This window comes from Mesorhizobium sp. WSM4809 (genome assembly GCF_055811655.1).
Genome location: NZ_JBVVQW010000003.1, coordinates 512,868 through 532,779, shown reverse-complemented (window position 1 = coordinate 532,779; position 19,912 = coordinate 512,868). Strand labels below are relative to the sequence as shown.

The 19,912-nt window shown below is 61.4% G+C and carries 22 protein-coding genes, 1 tRNA gene and 1 pseudogene; 18 read left to right on the top strand and 6 right to left on the bottom strand.

Going from position 1 to position 19,912, the window contains the following annotated elements:
- Positions 1-529, bottom strand: a 529-nt coding sequence (locus tag AC0L24_RS10660) for a Calx-beta domain-containing protein (RefSeq protein ID WP_473563697.1), incomplete at its 3' end; no start/stop codon positions are given.
- A gap of 552 nt (positions 530-1,081) precedes the next feature.
- Here AC0L24_RS10660 and AC0L24_RS10655 point away from each other — a divergent pair.
- Positions 1,082-1,585 (top strand): annotated as a pseudogene (locus AC0L24_RS10655) (DJ-1/PfpI family protein); the annotation flags it as partial.
- A gap of 47 nt (positions 1,586-1,632) precedes the next feature.
- On the opposite strand, the gene radC reads toward AC0L24_RS10655, so the two are convergent.
- Positions 1,633-2,394, bottom strand: a complete 762-nt coding sequence (gene radC, locus AC0L24_RS10650) for a RadC family protein (protein WP_127810578.1) — start codon at positions 2,392-2,394, stop codon at positions 1,633-1,635.
- Between the two features lie 234 nt (positions 2,395-2,628).
- On the opposite strand from radC, the gene AC0L24_RS10645 reads away from it, so the two are divergent.
- Genes AC0L24_RS10645 through AC0L24_RS10635 form a run of 3 tightly spaced genes read left to right on the top strand, consistent with a single transcriptional unit; the run spans position 2,629 to position 5,611 of the window.
- Positions 2,629-3,486 carry a MipA/OmpV family protein gene (locus AC0L24_RS10645; protein ID WP_127396957.1) on the top strand — a complete coding sequence of 286 codons (858 nt, stop codon included), beginning with the start codon at positions 2,629-2,631 and terminating at the stop codon, positions 3,484-3,486.
- Positions 3,487-3,527: 41 nt separating this feature from the next.
- Entirely contained in the window at positions 3,528-4,289 is a 762-nt protein-coding gene (locus tag AC0L24_RS10640; RefSeq protein ID WP_164873858.1) for a response regulator, read from the top strand.
- Positions 4,286-5,611 carry a HAMP domain-containing sensor histidine kinase gene (locus tag AC0L24_RS10635; RefSeq protein WP_127810576.1) on the top strand — a complete coding sequence of 442 codons (1,326 nt, stop codon included), beginning with the start codon at positions 4,286-4,288 and terminating at the stop codon, positions 5,609-5,611. The genes AC0L24_RS10640 and AC0L24_RS10635 overlap by 4 nt, the downstream gene beginning before the upstream one ends.
- 26 nt (positions 5,612-5,637) lie before the next feature.
- On the opposite strand, the gene map is transcribed toward AC0L24_RS10635, so the two are convergent.
- Positions 5,638-6,465, bottom strand: a complete 828-nt coding sequence (map, locus tag AC0L24_RS10630) for a type I methionyl aminopeptidase (protein ID WP_013532002.1) — start codon at positions 6,463-6,465, stop codon at positions 5,638-5,640.
- Positions 6,466-6,665: 200 nt separating this feature from the next.
- Here map and AC0L24_RS10625 point away from each other — a divergent pair, with 200 nt between their 5' ends.
- The 9 genes from AC0L24_RS10625 to AC0L24_RS10585 all read left to right on the top strand — a co-directional run bounded on the left by AC0L24_RS10625 (position 6,666) and on the right by AC0L24_RS10585 (position 11,792).
- Positions 6,666-7,088 (top strand): hypothetical protein, encoded by a 423-nt coding sequence (locus tag AC0L24_RS10625; RefSeq protein ID WP_127272230.1) that lies wholly within the window; start codon positions 6,666-6,668, stop codon positions 7,086-7,088.
- Positions 7,089-7,199: 111 nt separating this feature from the next.
- Positions 7,200-7,439 carry a hypothetical protein gene (locus AC0L24_RS10620; protein WP_127396082.1) on the top strand — a complete coding sequence of 80 codons (240 nt, stop codon included), beginning with the start codon at positions 7,200-7,202 and terminating at the stop codon, positions 7,437-7,439.
- 160 nt (positions 7,440-7,599) lie between these two features.
- Entirely contained in the window at positions 7,600-7,896 is a 297-nt protein-coding gene (locus tag AC0L24_RS10615; RefSeq protein ID WP_127271426.1) for a DUF982 domain-containing protein, read from the top strand.
- Between the two features lie 46 nt (positions 7,897-7,942).
- A complete protein-coding gene (locus tag AC0L24_RS10610) occupies positions 7,943-8,371 on the top strand; it encodes a DUF6074 family protein (RefSeq protein WP_245481740.1) in 429 nt (142 codons plus the stop codon).
- 281 nt (positions 8,372-8,652) lie between these two features.
- Positions 8,653-9,879, top strand: a complete 1,227-nt coding sequence (locus AC0L24_RS10605; protein ID WP_164873857.1) for a pilus assembly protein TadG-related protein — start codon at positions 8,653-8,655, stop codon at positions 9,877-9,879.
- A 4-nt stretch (positions 9,880-9,883) separates the two neighbouring features.
- A complete protein-coding gene (locus AC0L24_RS10600) occupies positions 9,884-10,324 on the top strand; it encodes a TadE/TadG family type IV pilus assembly protein (protein WP_245466311.1) in 441 nt (146 codons plus the stop codon).
- Entirely contained in the window at positions 10,314-10,721 is a 408-nt protein-coding gene (locus AC0L24_RS10595) for a TadE/TadG family type IV pilus assembly protein (RefSeq protein WP_127270088.1), read from the top strand. Before AC0L24_RS10600 ends, AC0L24_RS10595 begins: the two co-directional genes overlap by 11 nt.
- Before the next feature lie 411 nt (positions 10,722-11,132).
- A complete protein-coding gene (locus tag AC0L24_RS10590; protein ID WP_127396081.1) occupies positions 11,133-11,375 on the top strand; it encodes a hypothetical protein in 243 nt (80 codons plus the stop codon).
- A gap of 114 nt (positions 11,376-11,489) precedes the next feature.
- Positions 11,490-11,792 (top strand): DUF1330 domain-containing protein, encoded by a 303-nt coding sequence (locus tag AC0L24_RS10585; RefSeq protein WP_127327465.1) that lies wholly within the window; start codon positions 11,490-11,492, stop codon positions 11,790-11,792.
- Positions 11,793-12,170: 378 nt separating this feature from the next.
- On the opposite strand, the gene AC0L24_RS10580 is transcribed toward AC0L24_RS10585, so the two are convergent.
- The 3 genes from AC0L24_RS10580 to phaC form a co-directional block, all read right to left on the bottom strand.
- A tRNA-Glu gene (locus tag AC0L24_RS10580) sits at positions 12,171-12,245 on the bottom strand.
- 439 nt (positions 12,246-12,684) lie between these two features.
- On the bottom strand, positions 12,685-13,932 hold the full coding sequence (locus AC0L24_RS10575) for a YcbK family protein (protein ID WP_127396080.1): 1,248 nt from the start codon (positions 13,930-13,932) through the stop codon (positions 12,685-12,687).
- 216 nt (positions 13,933-14,148) lie between these two features.
- A complete protein-coding gene (gene phaC, locus AC0L24_RS10570; protein WP_127396079.1) occupies positions 14,149-15,984 on the bottom strand; it encodes a class I poly(R)-hydroxyalkanoic acid synthase in 1,836 nt (611 codons plus the stop codon).
- 43 nt (positions 15,985-16,027) lie between these two features.
- Here phaC and AC0L24_RS10565 point away from each other — a divergent pair, with 43 nt between their 5' ends.
- The 5 genes from AC0L24_RS10565 to AC0L24_RS10545 all read left to right on the top strand — a co-directional run bounded on the left by AC0L24_RS10565 (position 16,028) and on the right by AC0L24_RS10545 (position 19,825).
- The gene (locus tag AC0L24_RS10565) at positions 16,028-16,474 is read left to right on the top strand and encodes a hypothetical protein (RefSeq protein WP_236382797.1); all 447 of its coding nucleotides are present in this window, start codon (positions 16,028-16,030) and stop codon (positions 16,472-16,474) included.
- 45 nt (positions 16,475-16,519) lie between these two features.
- Entirely contained in the window at positions 16,520-17,737 is a 1,218-nt protein-coding gene (locus AC0L24_RS10560; protein ID WP_023810473.1) for an LL-diaminopimelate aminotransferase, read from the top strand.
- 46 nt (positions 17,738-17,783) lie between these two features.
- Positions 17,784-19,097 (top strand): homoserine dehydrogenase, encoded by a 1,314-nt coding sequence (locus AC0L24_RS10555; protein WP_127322886.1) that lies wholly within the window; start codon positions 17,784-17,786, stop codon positions 19,095-19,097.
- A 132-nt stretch (positions 19,098-19,229) separates the two neighbouring features.
- Positions 19,230-19,586, top strand: coding sequence for an ElaB/YgaM/YqjD family protein (locus AC0L24_RS10550; RefSeq protein ID WP_127379827.1), 357 nt, complete (start codon positions 19,230-19,232; stop codon positions 19,584-19,586).
- 71 nt (positions 19,587-19,657) lie between these two features.
- Positions 19,658-19,825 (top strand): Thivi_2564 family membrane protein, encoded by a 168-nt coding sequence (locus tag AC0L24_RS10545; RefSeq protein WP_013531988.1) that lies wholly within the window; start codon positions 19,658-19,660, stop codon positions 19,823-19,825.
- Positions 19,826-19,912: the final 87 nt, after the last annotated feature.

Sequence of the window (19,912 nt, the reverse complement as noted above, 5' to 3'; positions counted from 1 at the left end):
TCAGTGTCACCGCAAACTGGGCTGACGTGGTCCCCGCATCGCCCTCGACAATGGCAACGTCGCCGACCGAGATCGTTGGCGGAGCGGCATCGTCGTTGAGGATCGTGCCAACCCCCTGACCATCGGCGATGGTGACATTGACCGGGTTGCTCAGGTTGAGCGTAAACGTCTCATCCGGCTCGGAAATCGTGTCGCCATTTACCGGGACATTGATTGTCGCCGTCGTGGCACCAGGCAGAAACGTAAGGCCCACAGACTGAGCCACATAATCGGAACCTGCAGTCGCTGTACCGTCGGCCGTCCCCACCTGCACGCTGATAGAGTTAGCGCTCGCGCTGCTCAGTGTCACCGCAAACTGGGCTGACGTGGTCCCCGCATCGCCCTCGACAATGGCAACGTCGCCGACCGAGATCGTTTGTGCAAAAGCCGGGTTAGCCGCGGCCGCTGCGAATGCCAGAACGCACAATGGAACAGTGAAGCATGACCGAGACGCGCGCAGTAACCACGAATAAATCAAATAAAACTGCATCGGCCACCCCTCCGAGAGCGATTCGCATTAAATCTAGTGACAGGCACATCACCAGCCATCGCCAATAAAAATTGTTGGATTTTGCAGTTATGTGGCAATCGTGCAACATGCCCCGATTGCCTTTGGCTGCAGCTAGCTAGGAGCAGCGGTGCGTAAGTATTGAACTAAGACTGCAAGCGCCAGCCCGCGCTATTTGCATAGCTCTCTAGCAAGCCCCGCAGCTTTCGCGACCGGCTGGATGCCTCAGCTTGAGCAGACTCGGCCTGGATATTGCGAAAACGTTCGCGCTTCACCGGGGACTCCGACCAATGTCCTTCCAGTGTTTTGTCTGTGTCCACTCCGATGCCGATGCGGATGTTCACGTGCAGCACGCGCTTGTCAAGCCGGCGAGCAAGGTCAGTTCGCTCATCGGCGTCTCACCGAAGCAGTAACCAACCGGCGCCAGCTTTGCGCCGCATATCGGTCAGTGCGGCGATTTCGCGGGTACTGAAAACCGACACCACCATATGACAGAGCTGCAGGCCTAGTTACCGGGGAAGCAGCGGCGGATGCGATCAGACCTACACCGAAAAGCCCGGTCACAACGCGCTGATCAACAAGACCTTTTCCGACGCCGAGAAGCAGTTGAGCCAGTACGATGCTGTCTACTGCGCCAGCGGTCGTGGCCCCGAATATATCCGCACCGACAAGCGCGTGCAGGCGATGGTGCGTCATTTTCACGAAGCGAAAAAGCCGATCTTCACGATCTGCCATGGCGTCCAGATTCTGATTGCGGTCGACGGCGTCGTCCGCGGCAAGAAGGTGGCGGCGCTCGCGGCTTGCGAGCCGGAGGTGACGCTTGCTGGCGGCACCTACATCGATCTATCTCCCACCGATGGCTATGTGGACGGGACGATGGTGTCGGCCAAAGGTTGGACGGCGCTTGCGGCGTTCATCCGTGAATGCCTGAAGGTGCTGGGAACGGAAATCCGCCACGCCCGAGCCTTTTGCCGGGTCTCGGCGCCAGCGCCCCAGCTGAGCGCCGGTCCCTGCATTTGCCGGCGCGATCGGCGTTGAGCGTCGCGCCAAATGCGCATGGCAGGCCAGGCAGGTAGCATCAAGCTTCAGATCAGCAGCAGGCCCTTCATGCTGGAGTGGCCTTTCCTGCCGATGATGATGTGGTCGTGGACGGCAATGCCAAGCGGTTTTGCCGTCTCGATAATCAGCTTCGTCATCTCGATGTCGGCGCGCGACGGCGTCGGGTCGCCCGACGGGTGATTGTGGACCAGGATGATGGCGGTGGCCGAGAGTTCGAGGGCGCGCCTGACCACCTCGCGCGGATAGACGGGCGTATGGTCGACGGTGCCTGTCTGCTGAACCTCGTCGGCGATCAGCGCGTTCTTCTTGTCGAGGAACAGGATGCGGAACTGCTCGCGCGCCTCGAAGGCCATGACCGACCGGCAATAGGCAAGAAGCTGTGTCCAGGACGAGAGGACTTCGCGACCCTGCACCTCTCCGCGCGCCATGCGCTGCGCGGTTGCCGCGACGATCTTGAGATCGAGCGCCACCGCAGGGCCAATGCCCTTGATTTCCTGCAAGAGGCCAACCGGCGCCCCGAGCACTTCGGCCAGCGTGCCGAAGCGCGCCAGCAGCGCCTTGGCCGCCGGTTTGGTGTCGGCACGAGGGATCAGGCGAAAAAGCAGAAGTTCCAGAAGTTCGTAATCGGGCAGGGCGTCCGGACCCGCCAGGGCAAAACGCTCGCGCAGTCGGTCGCGGTGACCGAGGTAATGCGGCTTTTCGTCGAGCGTAGCCTTGGCTTTCGCCGCAGGCCGCATCGGCGCTTCGGAGAAGAAACTCCGCTCGTCGTCGTCGTTTGTGTTCCCCATACACCGCCCACATTGCTCCAGCGCAGACATTAGAACTGTTCTGGCCGGGATTGAAACAGTTCTGTTCCCCGATCGCGAGACGCCCCACGGCAGATCGTGGCTATGGCTTTCTCATACGGCAAGATGAAACCACGATTGCGCAACAAAACTTAACATCACTTAACGCATGCGGCCACTTTCACCTGACATGTTGGCGCCATCGGAGGCTCGTTGCCTCGCTATACTGGAGCACGCATGTTCACCAAAATTGACTCTGGACTGTTTGCCCGCCGGGCATCTCTTGCGGCCATGGCAATCCTGCTTTCAGCCCATTCGGAGGGCGCACTCGCGGCCGACGCCATTGCCGTCGATACCGACGATTTCACCCCGCCGCCCGAGCCTTCCCGTTTCGGGCGCATCGAACGGAAACTGTCCGACTGGCATGTCGTGGTCGGCGGCGGCGCCATCATCGTCCCCAAATACGAAGGCAGCAATGAGTTCAAGATCATGCCGGTGCCTTTCGTCACGGCGACATTCCTCGACACGGTGACGATCGACCCGACAGGTGCCAACATCGCCGTCTATGAACAAGGACCGTTCGCGTTCAGCGCTCGGCTTGGCTACGAGATGGGCCGCAAGGAAGACGACTCCGACCATCTGCGCGGCTTGGGGGACGTCGACATGGGCGCGACGGTCGGCGTGAAGGCAGCGGCGAAGTTCGGTCCGGCCGAAATATTCGCGCAACTCGACAAGACCATCGGCGGCAGCGATGGCCTTGAGGGCAGGGTGGGGATCGAGGTGACCCGGCCTCTGTCTCAATCGTTGATGATCGGCGCCAGCGCGTCCGCCGTCTTCGCCGACGAAAATTACATGCAGGCCTATTTTGGTGTCACGCCCGAACAATCGGCTCGCTCGGGGCTGGCGCGCTATGATGCCGGTGCCGGTTTGAAGCGCGCCGATTTTTCGATTTCCGCCACATATATGCTCGACGAGAGCTGGATGGTGCGCGGCGAAGCGGGGGCCGGTGTTCTCTTGGGTGACGCTGCCGACAGCCCTGTTGTCGTCGAAAAGATCCAGCCTTCAGGGATGCTTCTCGTCGGATATCGGTTCTGACGCCTACCCAGGCACCAAATGCAGGCTAGACAAACTCCGGAATGGCACAGCAACGGCACCAAAGCGATTTGAGCGCCGAATCCAGGTCGGCATGGCAAGGTTCGCGCATCCTCATTGTCGAAGACGATCTTGAGATCGCGCGCATGCTGGGCGAGACGCTCACCGACAACGGCATGATCGTGGAAATTGCCGAGAGCGGCGTCCAGATGAACGCCGCGCTTCGCAACCAGAAATTCGATCTCATCGTGCTCGATGTCATGCTGCCGGGCGAAAACGGTCTCAACATCTGCCGCCGTCTTCGGGCCGGAACCAACATTCCGATCCTGATGCTGACCGCGCTCGGCGAGGAAATCGACCGCATCTTCGGGCTGGAAATCGGCGCCGACGACTATGTGACGAAACCGTTCAGCGCGCGCGAACTGACGGCCAGGATACGGGCGCTGCTGCGCCGTACAGCCTATGCTCCAGACGAGCGGGACTGGTCGAAGGTGCTCCGTTTCAACGGCTGGCGCCTCGATCCAATACGCCGGCAATTGCATGACCCCAACAATGCGCGGGTTACGACCACGACACATGAATTCGACCTGTTGCTTGCCTTTTGTCGCAATGCGGGCCGGGTTCTCTCTCGCGAGGAACTTCTGGGCGTAACCCATGCCGGGCTCGCGGGGCCGATCGAGCGTAGCGTCGATGTCCATATCAGTCGAATCCGCAGGAAGATCGAAAAGGATGCGCGCGATCCGGTGCTTTTGAGGACCGTTCGGTTGGGTGGCTACATCTTCACCGCGACGGTGGAGGAAGCATGAGTGGTATCCTCCGCCGTTTCCTGCCGCAGTCCGTGCGTGGGCAGTTTGTGGCGATCATTTTCATCGCGGTGATCGTGATCATGTTCGTCGGCTCGGTCGTTGAGAGTTTCATAGAGAACGTCGACCTTCCCGCCGCGGAAGATAACGCAAGGCGTGCAGGCGTTGTTGCTGCCTTGTTGCAAGAAACGCCGGCGGAGGCGCGTAGCGCAATTCTGGCGACAGCAAAGCGGGCCGGCTTTGATTTCGAGATATTGCCTAAGGACCAGATAGCCGGCATTCCCCAGTCCTATCTGCAATGGCGAAGTGTCGAATGGCTTTTGCGTATCGACAGGGGGACGGTTGATGGACGCTGGCTAAGGATCGGCGGCCGATACGCGTTTGTCATCGACTTGGACCAGCAGGACGTCCTGGCCCATTTTGGCATGCCCGATTCCTGGCTGACATCAGGCCTCGTCCGTGCCTCGTTCTACAGGTTCATGGCTTTCGTCGCCTTGCCCGTGCTGATCTGGCTGTTTGCGGTTTGGGCCGTGACGGATCCATTGAAGCGCATCTCGGCAGCAGTCGGTTCCGCCGAGATCGAGAATGGCGACCAGCTCTTCGTCGAACACGGCTCCATTGAAATGGTGGGATTGGCGCGCGCCCTGAACAGGATGAGGACGCGCATCCGCACGATGATCGAAAACCGCACGCGCATGTTGCGCAGCGTCAGTCATGATCTGCGCACGCCGTTGACGCGGCTGCGGCTTCGCGCCGAGCGTATGGATGATGGCCCCATCCGAACCGCAATCCTGTCCGATGTCCAGCACATCGAAATCTTGATCGACGAGACCCTGACCTATCTGCGCAACGATGTTTCGACGGAGAAGCTGCAGCGCGCCGACATTGCCAGCGTTCTGCAAACCGTCTGCGCCGAATTCTCCGATGTCGGATTTCCTGTCTCATATTCCGGGCCGGACCGGCTCCTGGGCTGGTGCAAGCCCAATGCATTGGCGCGTGCGATCGCCAATCTCTGCGACAACGGGGTCAAATTCGCTGGCAACGTTACGGTCGCCTTGACGGCGACCGGCACGGCGGCGCGCATCACGGTAGGGGACGACGGGCCGGGTATTCCGATGACGGCACGCGCCCGTGTTTTCGAACCATTCTTCAAGGAAGATGCGTCGCGCGGCATTGCATCGAAGCATGGCTTCGGTCTGGGCCTCTCGATCGTTGCCGACATCGTCCAAGGCCACGGCGGCAGGATCGAATTGCAGGACAACCAGCCCAGCGGACTGGTCGTCACCATCGACCTGCCGAATGCCGCTGGCGTGCAGTCGGCATAGACGGCCTCCTACCGGGTAGACGCGCTCTAAGCCGGCAGGCCGGGGCGATCGAGCTTTTTGGGCGACAGCGTGAAAATCTCGCACCCTGTGTCGGTCACGCCGATCGTGTGCTCGTACTGCGCCGACAGCGAGCGGTCGCGCGTCACCGCAGTCCAGCCGTCCGACAGAACCTTCACGTGCGGCCTGCCCAGATTGATCATCGGCTCGATGGTGAAGATCATGCCTGGCCGCATCTCGACGCCTTCATTGGCGCTGCCGTAATGCAGGATGTTCGGCGCGTCATGGAACAACTGGCCGACGCCGTGGCCGCAGAAGTCGCGCACCACCGAGCAGCGCTCGCCTTCGGCAAAGGTCTGGATGGCGGCGCCGATGGCGCCGGTGCGGGCGCCCGGCCTGACCGCTGCAATGCCGCGCATCAGGCATTCATGCGTGACTTCGAGCAGGCGCTCGGCGGCGCGCTTGATCGTGCCGACCGGATACATGCGCGAAGAATCGCCGTGCCAGCCGTCGAGGATATAGGTGACGTCGATGTTGACGATGTCGCCATCCTTGAGCGGCTTGTTGTCGGGAATGCCATGGCAGACGACATGGTTGATCGAGGTGCAGGACGATTTCGTGTAGCCGCGATAGTTGAGCGTCGCCGGCAGCGCGCCGTGGTCCATGCCGAATTCGAAGACGAAGCGGTCTATTGCTTCGGTGGTGACGCCGGGCTGGACCATCGGCACCAGCTCGTCGAGGCAGCGTGCGGTGAGATCGCATGCCTTGCGCATGCCGGCAAAGCCGTCCTCGCCATAGAGGCGGATCTGGCCGGTATTTCTGAGCGGGGCCGTGGCAGCGTCGAGATAGGTGACCATTTTGTCCGTGTAGCGGGTAGGGCTCTGCAGGAGAGCCAGCGTGAAAATTTCCCCAGATTTGGCACTTGAGGGCAAAAGGTTCAAGGAAGAACTGTCTGATGCGGCCGCGCGCTTCCCGATATTTGCCTCGCAAGGGCGATGTCTTGCCGGTTTTTGCCCGGTTTGCTTCCCTTTCTGGCCATGGTGCGTTAGGGCGGGTGATGTTTTCGAGATCGCGACCCTTCGCGGCGGCCAGGCAAACCGGATGGCCTGAAGCGCCGCTGACGGCAGCGTGCTCATGCCTGATGGGCATGGTGCTGCTCGCGATGCTGTGCTTCGGCCTGCCGGTGGCGTCAGGCTTTGCGGGGTCTGCGCCAAGCGGTGTCAGCGTCGGTGTCGAGCGGTCGGGCGAAGTGGCGGCGCTGCTGCGTGTCACCGGCAAGGCGCAAGCGCTGGAGGTTCGTGCCGGCCGTCCGGTCCTGGTCAAGTTCGCCGGCGGCCACCCCGCGCTTCCGGTCCCCGACGCTGTTTTTCTTTGGGCCGAACGGCCATCGCAAAGAGCGATGGTTTCGGGATATGGGGCCGCCTCGGTTCCCGGGGCGAGCACCAACCAGCCGCGCGCACCCCCGACCATCACGGCCTGAGCGGCCCAGGGCCGTACCCCCACCTCATCGCTATTCCTGTTCGCGTAGTGATCGTGCGGCGGCTGTCGGTCGCGCGGCGGTCGCGCGGCGCGTCATTTCCGGATTTTTTCAATGCAACAACGCATCAAGACCTTCAAAACCCTGTCGCGCGTGGCCTCGGCTGCCGCGTTCCTCTGCGTCCAGGCGCTCATCTGCATCGGAACCGTCTATTGGGCGGTTGCCGAGACGCTCGGCCTGTCGGCGATGGCGGCCCTTGTTCTCGGCGGCATCTTCGCCGTGCCGACGGTATTTGTACTGATCACCGCCAGTCGCATGGCCTTCGACGCGGAGACGGATCCGGCGAACCAGTGAGCATATGTCACCCCAGGACAGATCTCGGGTGCGCGATTTGTTTGGCGCGACATGGCGGCCCGCGACCCAAGTGACGACACATTTCTGGGCCAGAGGCCGGTCAAAGCAACTTTTGACGACGAACGGCGTTGCCTCGGCGATGCCGTTCGGGAGACAGGAAATGGATAGACTGCAATTCGAGGTGCCTGTGCGCATAGCGCCTGGACCCGGTCTGCCAGTCGAGGAAATCTATGGCGTCGAACAGGCGCTCGATTTTCTCCAGGACTGGCCTGCGCGCCGTCAGGGCCCGATCTATCAGAAAGCGTTCAACGCCTGCTTTGGCGCCACGGTGGACGTGGTCAAGACCGAGGATGCCTGCCGGGCGTTCATGGCGTTTTGCCGCGCCAGTGGACTGATGGCCAGGGACATGATGACGCCGCGCAAGCGCGGCGGTGAGGCGAGGGCGCTCCAGGCCTGAGGGCTGTGCCCTGTTCGTTGCCCGATCAAAACACCGGCGATCGTGTTTGAACGCACGCGGCAATGTCGTGAGCGCGCCGCTGCGCGCGTTTCGTCCCGACGACTGCACCGCACCAAGGCCGGCCCTGTTAAGCTTCCGTTTCCATCTTCCCGGCTACGCCTTTGCTTGTTGGCAATGGTTGATTCGTTGCGTCAGTCTCATGGTTTGGAAGATGTCCCCAGAAAAAGTCCGTGCATTCCCGATCGACCGTCAGGTATTCTTGGTCAGGGAGGTTGCCGCGAAGCTCGGCAATCTGCATGGCGAGACCGCCACCTCGTTCTGGAGAGCCAAGGCGTCGGAGTTGCTCGATCTCGTCGTCGGGTCCGGCAGGGACAGAACGGCAGCCAGCGATGAAGTGCGCAGGTTTTTCCTGGCCGTGCAGCGAGAGATGTTGGCTGATACGGTCGCAGAGTCGATGCCAATTCTTTCCGCTTGAAGCAAATCCTGAACCTCCAGCCTCAATACATGCTTCAATAATTTGTAAATACGTTTGCTCCGGTGTGGTTTTCGGAGACCCGGTCGTTGTTCGCGCGGTCTCGGCTGCGAATCCGGCAATTTCCCGCCGGCCTTGAGGGGCGGCCCACTCTGAGACATCGACGCGCTTGCGCGTAGGTCAGCCAGCGAAACACTTTTTTTTGAAGCCAATCGACCACTGCTCAAAAATGCAACGAACTTTTTAGCCATTCGTTCATTTATGCGTGCTTTCTAATTTAATCCATGGCCTTGAGTAGCTTCACCCGTGTTCGGCTTGTAATGGACGCCCTGCGCCGGAGCACGGGCGCAAATGTCGCCACCATTTTTGCCCTCACCTTGCCGGTCGTTGTCGGCGCTGCGGGCTTCGGCGTCGAGACCTCCTATTGGTACTACAACAGCCTGAGATTGCAGGCGACGGCCGATGCAGCCGCCTATGCCGGTGCGCTCGAACAGATTTCGGGTTCCGACAAGCCGACGATCGTCGCGGCCGCGACCCAGTCCGCGGCGTCGAACGGACTGGGTTCGGGCACGATCGTCGTCAATACGCCGCCGGCGTCCGGACCGAATACGGCGAAAAAAGCGGTCGAGGTGATCGTCGGCCAGCAGCTCGACCGGATGTTCACCCTGATCTTCACGCAGGACAAGGTCCCCGAACAGGCGAGGGCGGTGGCCGTTATTACCGATGCCTCGAGTGCCTGCATGCTCGCGCTCGATCCGTCCGCTTCGCAGGCGGCGCTGTTTTCCGGCAGCACCAGCGTTAAGCTCAACGGCTGCTCGGTCATGTCCAATTCGATCGCTTCGGACGCCATCAAGCTTCAGGGCTCGGCTGGTCTGCAGGCCGATTGTCTTATATCGGCGGGCGGGGTCTCTCTCAGCAATCCCGTCACCACCGTCTGCGCGGCCCCGATCACCCAGGCACTGCCTGCCGGCGATCCCTTTGTCGACCTGCCGGCCCCAGTGGCCGCAACCCCCTGCCAGAACGACAACAAGGCGACGCTCGGTCCAGGCACCTATTGCAGCGGCATGAACCTGAAGGGCAATGTCACGCTTTCGCCCGGCGTCTATGTCGTCCAGGGCAGTTTCAAGATAAACGCCAACGCAGCCATCACCGGCAGCGGGGTGACCATCTTCATGTCGGGCAGTTCGACGGTCAGCATGAATGGCAATGCGTCCGTGAAGCTCAGCGCGGCGACTTCGGGCACCTATTCAGGCGTTCTGTTCTACGGCGACAGGACCGGCATGAGCGCATCCAGCACGTTCAACGGCACCGCGGACTCGCTTTTGACCGGGGCCATCTATTTCCCTAAGCAGCAAGTGAACTATCTTGGCAATTTCTCGGGCAATGGCGGCTGCACCAGGGTCGTCGCCAACACGATCCAATGGTCCGGTAACTCAACCATCAGTCAGGATTGCTCGAGCCTCGGAGTGCCCAACATTCCAGCCGCGCGGTCCGTGGCACTGTCCGAGTAGCGCCGTGCGTCACCGATCGATACCGATCCTTGGCGATGATTCGGGCGTTGCGGCGGTCGAGTTCGCGATGGTGCTGCCGATTCTGTGCCTGGTGCTGCTTGGCATTCTGGACGGCTGGTCCTACGTAACGAGTTCACTGTCGATGCGCGCCGGTGTGAAGACCGCCGCGAACCTGGTCATGAGCGGATCGACCGATGATGCGGCGACCCAGGCCCTTGCCATTGCGAGCTGGGAAAATCGGCCGGAAGACGGCCAGGTCACGCTAAGCCGCATCCGTATGTGCGGGGCGACGGTGGTCGACGCGTCCACCATGTGCAGTGGGCCGAAGGTGCCAGCGGTCTATGTCCAGATACAGGCATCGGGCACCTGGGTGCCGCCAATTGCCTTCGGCGCCTTTGCCACTTCCACCGTCATCGGTCACCAGGAGACGATCCGTGTCCGCTAGGGTAAGCGCGTTCCGGCGGGATCGATCGGGCGGGGCCGGGCTGGAGTTCGCGCTGATCGCGCCCTTCCTTGTCATGCTGCTGTTCGGAATCTTCGCCTTTGGCTGGTCGATGCACTCGGTCTCCAGTGTTCGCTATACGCTGGAGACGTCAGCGCGCTCGCTGCAGCTTAAAAACACGCTGACCCAGGCCGACATTCAATCGATCGCCACGCAGAAATTGCAGGCCTTGGGGTTCAAGGACGTGAACGTCACCATCGCCATCGACCCCGTGAGCGGCGGCTTCCGCATGGCGCATCTGACCGCCGCCTATGCCTTCGTCATCGACTTTCCCTACTTCAGTTCCTTCCCGATCAACTACGCGACAACCGTTACGGTGCCGCTGCTTGGCAGCGGCTAGGCTGTGGCCTGATAGCCTCGCGCTGGGGCTCTGCTTACTTGTACGCCTTGAGCGCGATCAGATACGCCTTGAGCGCGATCAGACCGCCGAGAATGGTTATCGCCATGAGGATCAGCGCCCACGACACAATGTTGTGTGACAGACGCCTCCGGCGACTGCGCAGGGCCCGGTCCCGCCAGCGTTGGCCTGATCAGCCCCTGTGTTTTGTCGATCCAGGTCCTTCTCCACGAGCAGAATGCGACTCATGCCGGCTGGTGTCCAGATCGGCACCGGTTTTGGCGGTCACGATGCAAGCTTGGCAATCAGCCTGCTTTTGATGGCACGGGGCTAGATAATATATTTCGTAGTGCTAATATTAAGGTGACGCTAGGTCATGTCCGACCATCTGTCGGGTGCAATATGGGGGTTCCAATGAGAGTGGCTGTATTTTGCGTGGCTGTCGTTTTCGCTGCGACTGGTATCGCTGTTGCCAAGGAAAAGAAGGCGGCGGTCAGTGACGCCGCCGCTTTATGTTCCACCAACCCGTCAGCCAAGAAGCCCGCTCCAAATCTGGACTGTGGTTTCACGGGAACAGCCAAATCGGAAGATAGCGGCGCAAAGGCAGAGCCGCGCCTCGGATACGACGCCAATCCGTGGATTATAACAGGCTTTTGACTTCGCGTTGGCGGATGCCGGTTGAAGCGCTGAAGAGAGTCGTCTTAACCGACAGGCCCCGCCCCCGGGACCGGACCGTAACGGTCGGGCGCCGTCGAGAAGGAGGAAGCGCAAATGGCCGCCTATCTGATCGCGGATGTAGACGTAAAGGACGCTGCCGCGTTCGAGGAATACCGGCGGGATGTGCCAGCCACCGAGGAGCGTTATGGTGGGAGATATCTAGGTCGTGGCGGTGCGACCAAGGTTTTGGAGGGCGATTGGGAGCCACACCGTTTGGTTATTATCGAATTCCCCGACATGACGTCGTTGATGGGCTGGTACAATTCGCCGGAATACGCCCGCCTTATTGAAATCCGGAAGCGTTGCGCCAACACCAGGATCATTGCGCTTGAGGGGGTTGCAACACCCACTCTTTGACCGTGGTGGCTCGCGTTCATCAGGTAGTATCCGGCTTTTGCGCCCGAATCCGTACACCGCGAAGTCAGCTGTTTAAAGCCGGGAAACCAGGCAATAAATGCGGGCTTACCACTGCGGGGCTTTCTCATTTGTCGCGGTGCCCGAGAACCCAACTCGACCGTGCAATGAAAAGCCCGCCACGGGGGCGACCTGCGGCGGGCTCTTGGAGCGGCTACATCCCTGAGGAATCGACCACTTTGTAGCAGGATTATGACCTGTGTGGCCGCGTTAGCCTATGGTGTGATCGCGGAAGCTGCGCGTCAGTTGAAGACCGCGGCAGGGAGCCAGTCGAAATTGGCCACATTGGGAGGGAGGTTTGCGCTAAACGCATTATTTTTCTGGTACGCCCAAGGGGAATCGAACCCCTGTTACCGCCGTGAAAGGGCGGTGTCCTAACCGCTAGACGATGGGCGCGCTCAGACGAAGCGGCTTATACTGGCGTTGTGCGCAACCGGCAACCCGTCAGGTGCCACCTTGGACAACTTTTTTCCGGGCCAGCCAAATCAACGATTTCCCGAGGGTTGGCAGGCTTTGATAATTAGCGGCGACACCCATCGTTTCGTCATCCTCGGGCGGAGCAAGGAGCGCAGCGACGCAGCGCAGACCCCTGGAGCTGCTCCGCAACCCAAGGGATTCATGCCGCGACTCAAACGCATCACCACGGTGCAGAATTCTGCTCCGTCGCATTCCTCGACAGCCGTCGCGGCATGGATCCCAGGGTCTCGCGACGGAGCTTCGCTCCTGCTTCGCCCTAGGATGACGAAGTTTGTGGGAGGCTTCGGCTAATCCCGAATGCTCAGAATGGTCACCGGTACGATCTTGGCTGCTAATAGGCCTAAGACCGTCTGCTAGACTAGCCGTCACCGCCGCTGCGCCGGCGGCAGCGCCAGTTCCAGTCGCGCTCGGGGCCGACGTCGACGTGAACCGATTCTGTGTGGCAGTACGTGCCGACGCCGCCGCGGCCGGGCATGCTTCTGATGTAGCTCGCCAGTTCCCATTTCGAAACGCCGGGAACCTGGATATCGGCGGCGGCGCAATACATGTGCAGCGAATTCTTGGCGCCGTTGGCGCGCCGGTTGCGGGCCGGGTCGCGATAGCCTGACGTCACCGTCATCTTGCGGCCGTAGTGGCCTTCGATCGTCTTCAGCACGCGCACCAGCGACGGCTTCAGGCAGGCCACATCGACGCTTTCGTTCTGCTTGAGCAGCCCGTTGGGCGCCAACCGGGCCATGCCGGCGGCTGACGCAACCTGATAGGAGCCGCCGATTGGCCCCTCATCCTCGTTGAGGTCGACGTCGCTTTCGTCGTCCAGGCCGGACTTGCGCTTGATCTCGAACAGGGCCGTCTGGCGCACGCCGGGCAGGGCATCGCTGCCGGTGATGTGACCGCTATCGCCACCGAGCGAAGCCAGTTGCACCGGCTTGGCCGTGGAATTGGCCGAGGCCAGCGTGATGATCGGCTTTGCCGCTGCTGGCGCCGCTTTTGCCTGCGCCGGGGGCTGCTCGCCCGTCCGGGCGTTGCTGATGATGGGGGATGGTGTCGCCGAGGCTGGCGTTGCGCCAAACATCGAGGCGAGGAAGCCTTTCTTCTTTGGTGCTTCGGCCTGCGGCATCTCGCCAGCCGTCACATAGACCGGGTTGTTCATGGCCGGAGCGGCAGCGGGCTTCGGCGCCGCCACGTCGCCGTCGACCGCGGCAATCTGCTGGGCGACCGCGTCGGTTTGCTGCGCGGTCTGTGCCTGCTGCGTCAGCGATTGCGGCGTGTTTCCAACGATGGTTTCGGCGCCCGCCGGCGTGGTCAGCGGAAAGGCAGCTCCCGGTTTGGACATAGGCACGTAGGCGACTTTTTCAGGCAGCGCCGTATCGCTCGTCATCACGGTCGACTGCTCGGTCGTGATCTCGGACGAATCGGCGACAGCGGCCGACTTGCCACTTGAGGCGGCATTCATATCCGATGCGGTGGCATTGTAACCGGGCATTCCGACCGACATTGTCGGGTCGCCAGCCGAAGTGCAGGAGGCCAGAAGCAAGGAGCAGAGCGCTGCCACAATGGCGCGGCGTTCTCCCTTTGCGAGGCTCCATCCTGCTGATTTCAAAGTCAAATTCCCCCTCGATGTCCGGTCGGTATATCCTTGGCGCCACACGCATGCGTCGATGCCAGGGTGACCTTTGTCTCCGATCCGGAAACGAGACCTGTGTCAAATCCGCAAGCCTGGAAGTATTTTTGCGGTGATTGCCGAATTACGGCCGCTTGATGGTTGACGACACCATTTCGCCCGCTTTTGGCGGTCCGTCAACTCACCACACATTACAGTCCGTTACACACGTACTTTCACATAGGTGCCGGGAGCATCACCCAAGGTTTTCATATGCTTGCCCGGTTTGCGGGCAGGCACGCGGGTGTTGTCCTTGGCCTCTATCCAGTCTTGCCAGTGCGGCCACCAGGATCCTGGATGGTCGGTGGCATTGGCTATCCACTGGCTGAAGTCGCCCGTCGGCGTACCCCCGGTCCAGTACTGGTATTTGTTGGATGCCGGCGGATTGACGACCCCTGCGATATGGCCCGACCCGGCCATCACATACTCGACCGTGCCGCCGAAATATTTCGAACCGAGGAACACCGAAAGCGCCGGCGCGATGTGATCTTCCTTGGAGGCGAGGTTGTAGACCGGGATGGTGATGTCCCCAAGCGAGACCGTGTGGCCCGCCAGTTCCATCGTGCCTTGCGAAAGGTTGTTCTCGAGATAGCAGTTGCGCAGGTAGAAAGAGTGATTGGCCGCCGCCATGCGGGTGGAATCTGCATTCCAGTAGAGCAGGTCGAAGGGCAGGGGATCCTTGCCGCGCATGTAGTTGTTGACGACATAGGGCCAGATCAGGTCGCCTGAGCGCAGCATGTTGAAGGCGGTCGCCATCTTGGTGCCGTCGAGATAGCCCTTTTCGCTCATCGACTTTTCCACAGCGGCGACCTGTTCTTCGTCGACGAACACTTTCAGGTCGCCTGCATAGGTGAAGTCGACCTGCGTGGTGAAGAAGGTAGCCGATTTTATGCGGTCGTCGCCCTCTTGCGCCATCAGCGCCAGTGCCGCCGCCAGAAGCGTGCCGCCAACGCAATAGCCGATCGCGTTGACGTCGCGTTCGCCGGTGGCTTTCTCGACGGTGTCGAGGCCGTATTGCAGACCCTCGCGGATATAGGCTTCCCAACTCTTGGTGCCGTGGCGCTCGTCCGGATTGATCCAGGAGATGACGAACACGGTGTGGCCCTGTTCAACCGCCCAGCGAATGAAGGATTTCTGCGGGTTCAAATCGAGGATGTAGAATTTGTTGATCCATGGCGGGCAGATCAGCAAGGGCCGCTTGAGCACCGTCTCGGTCGCCGGGTCGTACTGGATGATTTCGGCGACGTCGCTGCGGCCGACCACCTTGCCAGGAGTGGTGGCGATGTTCCTGCCGATCTCGAAGGGCGAGTAGTCGGCCTGCCGCAGCTTCAGGTCGCCCTTGCCGGCGGCGATGTCCTCGGCCAGCATCTTCATGCCGCGCACCAGGTTTTCGCCGTTCGACGCGACGGTTTCACGGAACAGTTCCGGATTGGTCAGGATGAAATTCGACGGCGAGATGGCGTTGGACACCTGCTTGACGTAAAAGCCGGCCTTGTGGCGGGTGTGCTCGTCAAGGCCTTCGGCGTGCTCGACCAGATCGGCCGCCCAGCGCGAGGTGACGAGATAGGCCTGCTTGAGGAAATCGAAGAAGGCGTTGCGGCCCCATTCCGGGTCGAGGAACCGCTTGTCGCCGCGCTCCGGCTTGACCGCGTCTTCGGTGTCTTGCGCGGCGTTGCTGGTGCGCTGAATGGCGTTGGCCCAGACCGTCATATAGCCGGAGAACAGCCGCGTCTGCGCTTCCAGCGCGCGCTGCGGATCGGCAAGCCAGTATTCGCTGAGCTTGGAAAAGGTCTTCACCATATCGACAACGGGCTCAGCGACATGGTCGCGCACGTCGCCTTTTTCGCGCGGCTCGGCCCAGGCGGAAGCGGCCTTGCCGGCCTGCTCGATCATGCGCGCCATGTTCAGGGCGAAGCGTTCCGGGTCCTTCACCAGATATTGCTCGACGGTCGAAGGCTCGTCATCTTCCGCTTTGCCCGAATCGGGTGTTTTGGACATGGTTGGCGGGGTTCCTCCCGAGGCCTTTTCTTGACATATTAACATGGGACATCCGACCGGGCCAATCTCGCTCTACCTCGGCTGCCAAGGAAACAATATGACGATTAATATTGGCGAAACTGTTTTTTTCGGTGCTGGACATTTTTGCCGCATCGGCGCGGCGATCGTCCTCATCGGGATTGCCGGGTGCTCGAGCACCAACACGAATGGCCCGACGCCTGTCGCTGCGGGTACGGGGCCGAAGGATACCGGCACCTTTCCGAACCTGAACATCAAGCCGCAAGTGGCGGCGCCTCAGTTCACCGAAGCCGAGAAGAACGCCAAGCTCGCGCAATTGAAGGCGGATGAGAATGCGCAGGCGGCAAAGGGCGGCGGCCCGAAGGTCGCCAACCAGGCGGCGCTGACGGATCTGGCCAAGAAGCATGGCGACGAAACGCTGAAGCAGATCGAAGCCAAATGCGACCCCGCCCTCGACCCTACCTGCAAATAAGTATATAGCGCGCGCCCAACACCCCCTTCGCTGTCTGGAACTGCCATGGAAGAATTTCACAAGGTTCGCCGGCTTCCGCCTTACGTGTTCGAGCAGGTCAACCGGCTCAAGGCCAGCGCCCGATCGCGTGGCGCCGACATCATCGACCTCGGCATGGGCAATCCGGACCTGCCGACGCCCAAGGCTATCGTCGACAAATTGTGCGAGGTCGTGCGCGACCCGCGCACGCATCGCTATTCCTCGTCGCGCGGCATTCCGGGCCTGCGTCGCGCCCAAGCCGCCTACTATGGCAGGCGCTTCGGCGTGAAGCTCAATCCCGACACGCAAGTGGTGGCCACGCTTGGCTCGAAGGAAGGCTTCGCCAATATGGCGCAGGCGATCACGGCGCCCGGCGACGTGATCCTGTGCCCTAACCCGACCTATCCGATCCATGCCTTCGGCTTCATCATGTCGGGTGGCGTCATCCGCTCGCTGCAGGTGGAGCCGGACGACGGCTTCATCCCGGCGCTCGAGCGCGGAGTCAAACATTCGATCCCGAAGCCGCTGGCGCTGATCCTCAACTATCCGTCGAACCCGACGGCGCTGGTCGCCTCGCTCGATTTCTACAAGGATGTGGTCGCCTTCGCCAAGAAGAACGACATCATCATCCTGTCCGACCTTGCCTATTCGGAGATCTATTTCGACGGCAATCCGCCGCCTTCGGTGCTGCAGGTGCCTGGCGCGATCGACGTTTGCGTCGAATTCACCTCCATGTCGAAGACCTTCTCCATGCCCGGTTGGCGGATGGGCTTTGCCGTCGGCAACGAGCGGCTGATCTCGGCGCTGACGCGGGTGAAATCCTACCTCGATTACGGCGCCTTCACGCCGATCCAGGTGGCGGCGGCACATGCGCTCAATGGCGACGGCGCCGACATCGCCGAAGTGCGCGACATCTACCACAAGCGCCGCGATGTGATGGTCGATGCCTTCGGCCGCGCTGGCTGGACCATTCCGGCACCGGCGGCATCGATGTTCGCCTGGGCGCCAATCCCGGAGCCGTTCCGACATCTCGGCTCGCTCGAATTCTCCAAGCTGCTCATCGAACATGCCGACGTGGCCGTGGCGCCCGGTGTTGGCTTCGGCGAGCATGGCGACGAATTCGTGCGCGTCGCTCTGGTCGAGAACGAGCACAGGATCCGGCAGGCGGCGCGCAACATCAAGCGCTTCCTGTCGACCAGCGCCAAGCAGCCCAACAATGTCGTGCCGCTCTCCGCTCACCGGTAAGCTTGCCGCACGTAATTCGATCTGACTTTGAGGGACGTCGCCGGACATGGCTGAAGCATTGCGTGTTGGAATTGCCGGCCTCGGCACCGTTGGCGCGTCGGTGGCGCGCGTGCTGCGCGACAAAGCGGTGGAACTGACCCGCCAGTGCGGCCGTGACGTGATCGTCACCGCCGTCTCGGCGCGCGACCAGAAGCGCGATCGCGGCGTCGATCTGAGCTCGGCAAAGTGGTTCGACGATCCGGTCAAGATGGCGCAGACCGCAGAAATCGACGTGTTCGTCGAACTGATCGGCGGCGACGAGGGCCCGGCGCGCTCGTCGGTGAAAGCGGCACTCGAAGCCGGCCGTCACGTCGTCACCGCCAACAAGGCGCTGCTGGCCAAGCATGGCGTGGCGCTGGCCGAGATCGCCGAGAAAAAGGGTGTTCTGCTCAACTATGAGGCGGCGGTGGCGGGCGGCATTCCCGTCATCAAGACCATGCGCGAGGCGATGGCCGGCAATTCGGTTACGCGCGTGTTCGGCATCCTCAACGGCACCTGCAACTACATCCTGACGCGCATGGAGGCCGAGGGCATCTCGTTTGATGCTTGCCTGAAGGACGCGCAGCGGCTGGGCTATGCCGAAGCCGATCCGACGTTCGACATCGAGGGCCACGACACCGCGCACAAGCTGTCGATCCTGACCAGCCTTGCCTTTGGCACCAGGATCGCCGCCAACGACATCTATATGGAAGGTATCTCCAACATCACCCAGGCCGACATCCGCGCGGCCGCCGATCTTGGCTACCGGATCAAGCTGCTGGGTGTCGCCCAGCATACCGAGAGCGGCATCGAGCAGCGCGTGCATCCGACGATGGTGCCGACGGCATCGGTCATCGCGCAGGTGCATGGCGTCACCAATGCGGTGGCGATCGAGACCGACATTCTGGGCGAACTGCTGCTGTCAGGCCCCGGTGCCGGCGGCAACGCCACCGCCTCGGCCGTCATCGGCGACATCGCCGACATCGCCAAGAGCCGGCCAGGCTTCCAGCATGGTCCGGTCTTTGGACGGCCGGCGAAGGAGCTGAAACCCTACAAGAAGGCGCAGATGCGCAGCCATGCCGGCGGCTATTTCATCCGGTTGACCGTGCATGACCGCATCGGCGTTTTCGCGGCAATCGCCAAGCGCATGGCCGATAATGACATTTCATTGGAATCGATCGTCCAGCACGCGGTCAATGGCGAGGCGGCGGCACAGAAGACGGTGATCCTCGTCACCCACGAGACGACGGAGGCTGCTGTGCGCAAGGCCGTCGATGGCATCACCAAGGATGGCCATCTGACCGACAAGCCGCAGGTCATCCGCATCGAGCGGGCGGGGTAGCTTTCGCCCGATAGGCCCTGCGGGACAGGAATCCCGCAGGCATTGAGGTCTGGTCTGGTGGGGACAGCCGCCACGCGGGAACGAATTGGTGTCGTCGCCGTTCTCTTGGTCAGCAACCAGAGGAACCGCTTCATGGCCGATACCAACAAGTCCGACACCCCTAATATCGACGACATCCAGAAGACGCTGGAAAAGCAGATTGCCGATTTGCGCAAGGAGATCACCAAGATCAACAAGAGCATTTCGGCGCGGGGCGCGGAGATGCTCGACGACGCCGGCGAACAGGCGTCCGAGTTGTACGACACGGCCGCGAGCCGCGCTTCGCGTACGGCGCAACAGCTGCGCAGCCAGGCTCAGGCTGTTTCGGAGGTCGCGCGTGAAAATCCAGGTACGACGACAGCTTTGGTCGGCGTGATCGGCCTGCTCGGCTTTCTGGCCGGCTTCGCCATTGGTCAATCGACGAACGATACCTCCCGCCGCTGGTATTGACCGCAGCGCGATAGGGCCGGGCTTCCGGCCCACTCTCTTGTTTTCAGCAAATCACTTTTAAGGAGGGCACCATGGCTTCATCAGCATTGATCGGCATCCTGATCACATTCCTCGTCATCATCCTCGTTCTCTATCTGGTTCAACGCCTGCCGCTCGATGGCCGGATGAGACAGATAGTTCAGGTCATCGTCATCATCATCGGCATCATTTCACTGCTCAAATACCTCGCGGTTTTCTAGGCCGCGAACGCCGCCATTTTTACCGTTTTGAGACTGGCCCGGCGCACGGCGATCGGGCCAGTATCGTTTCAGGATGCGGCTTAACCG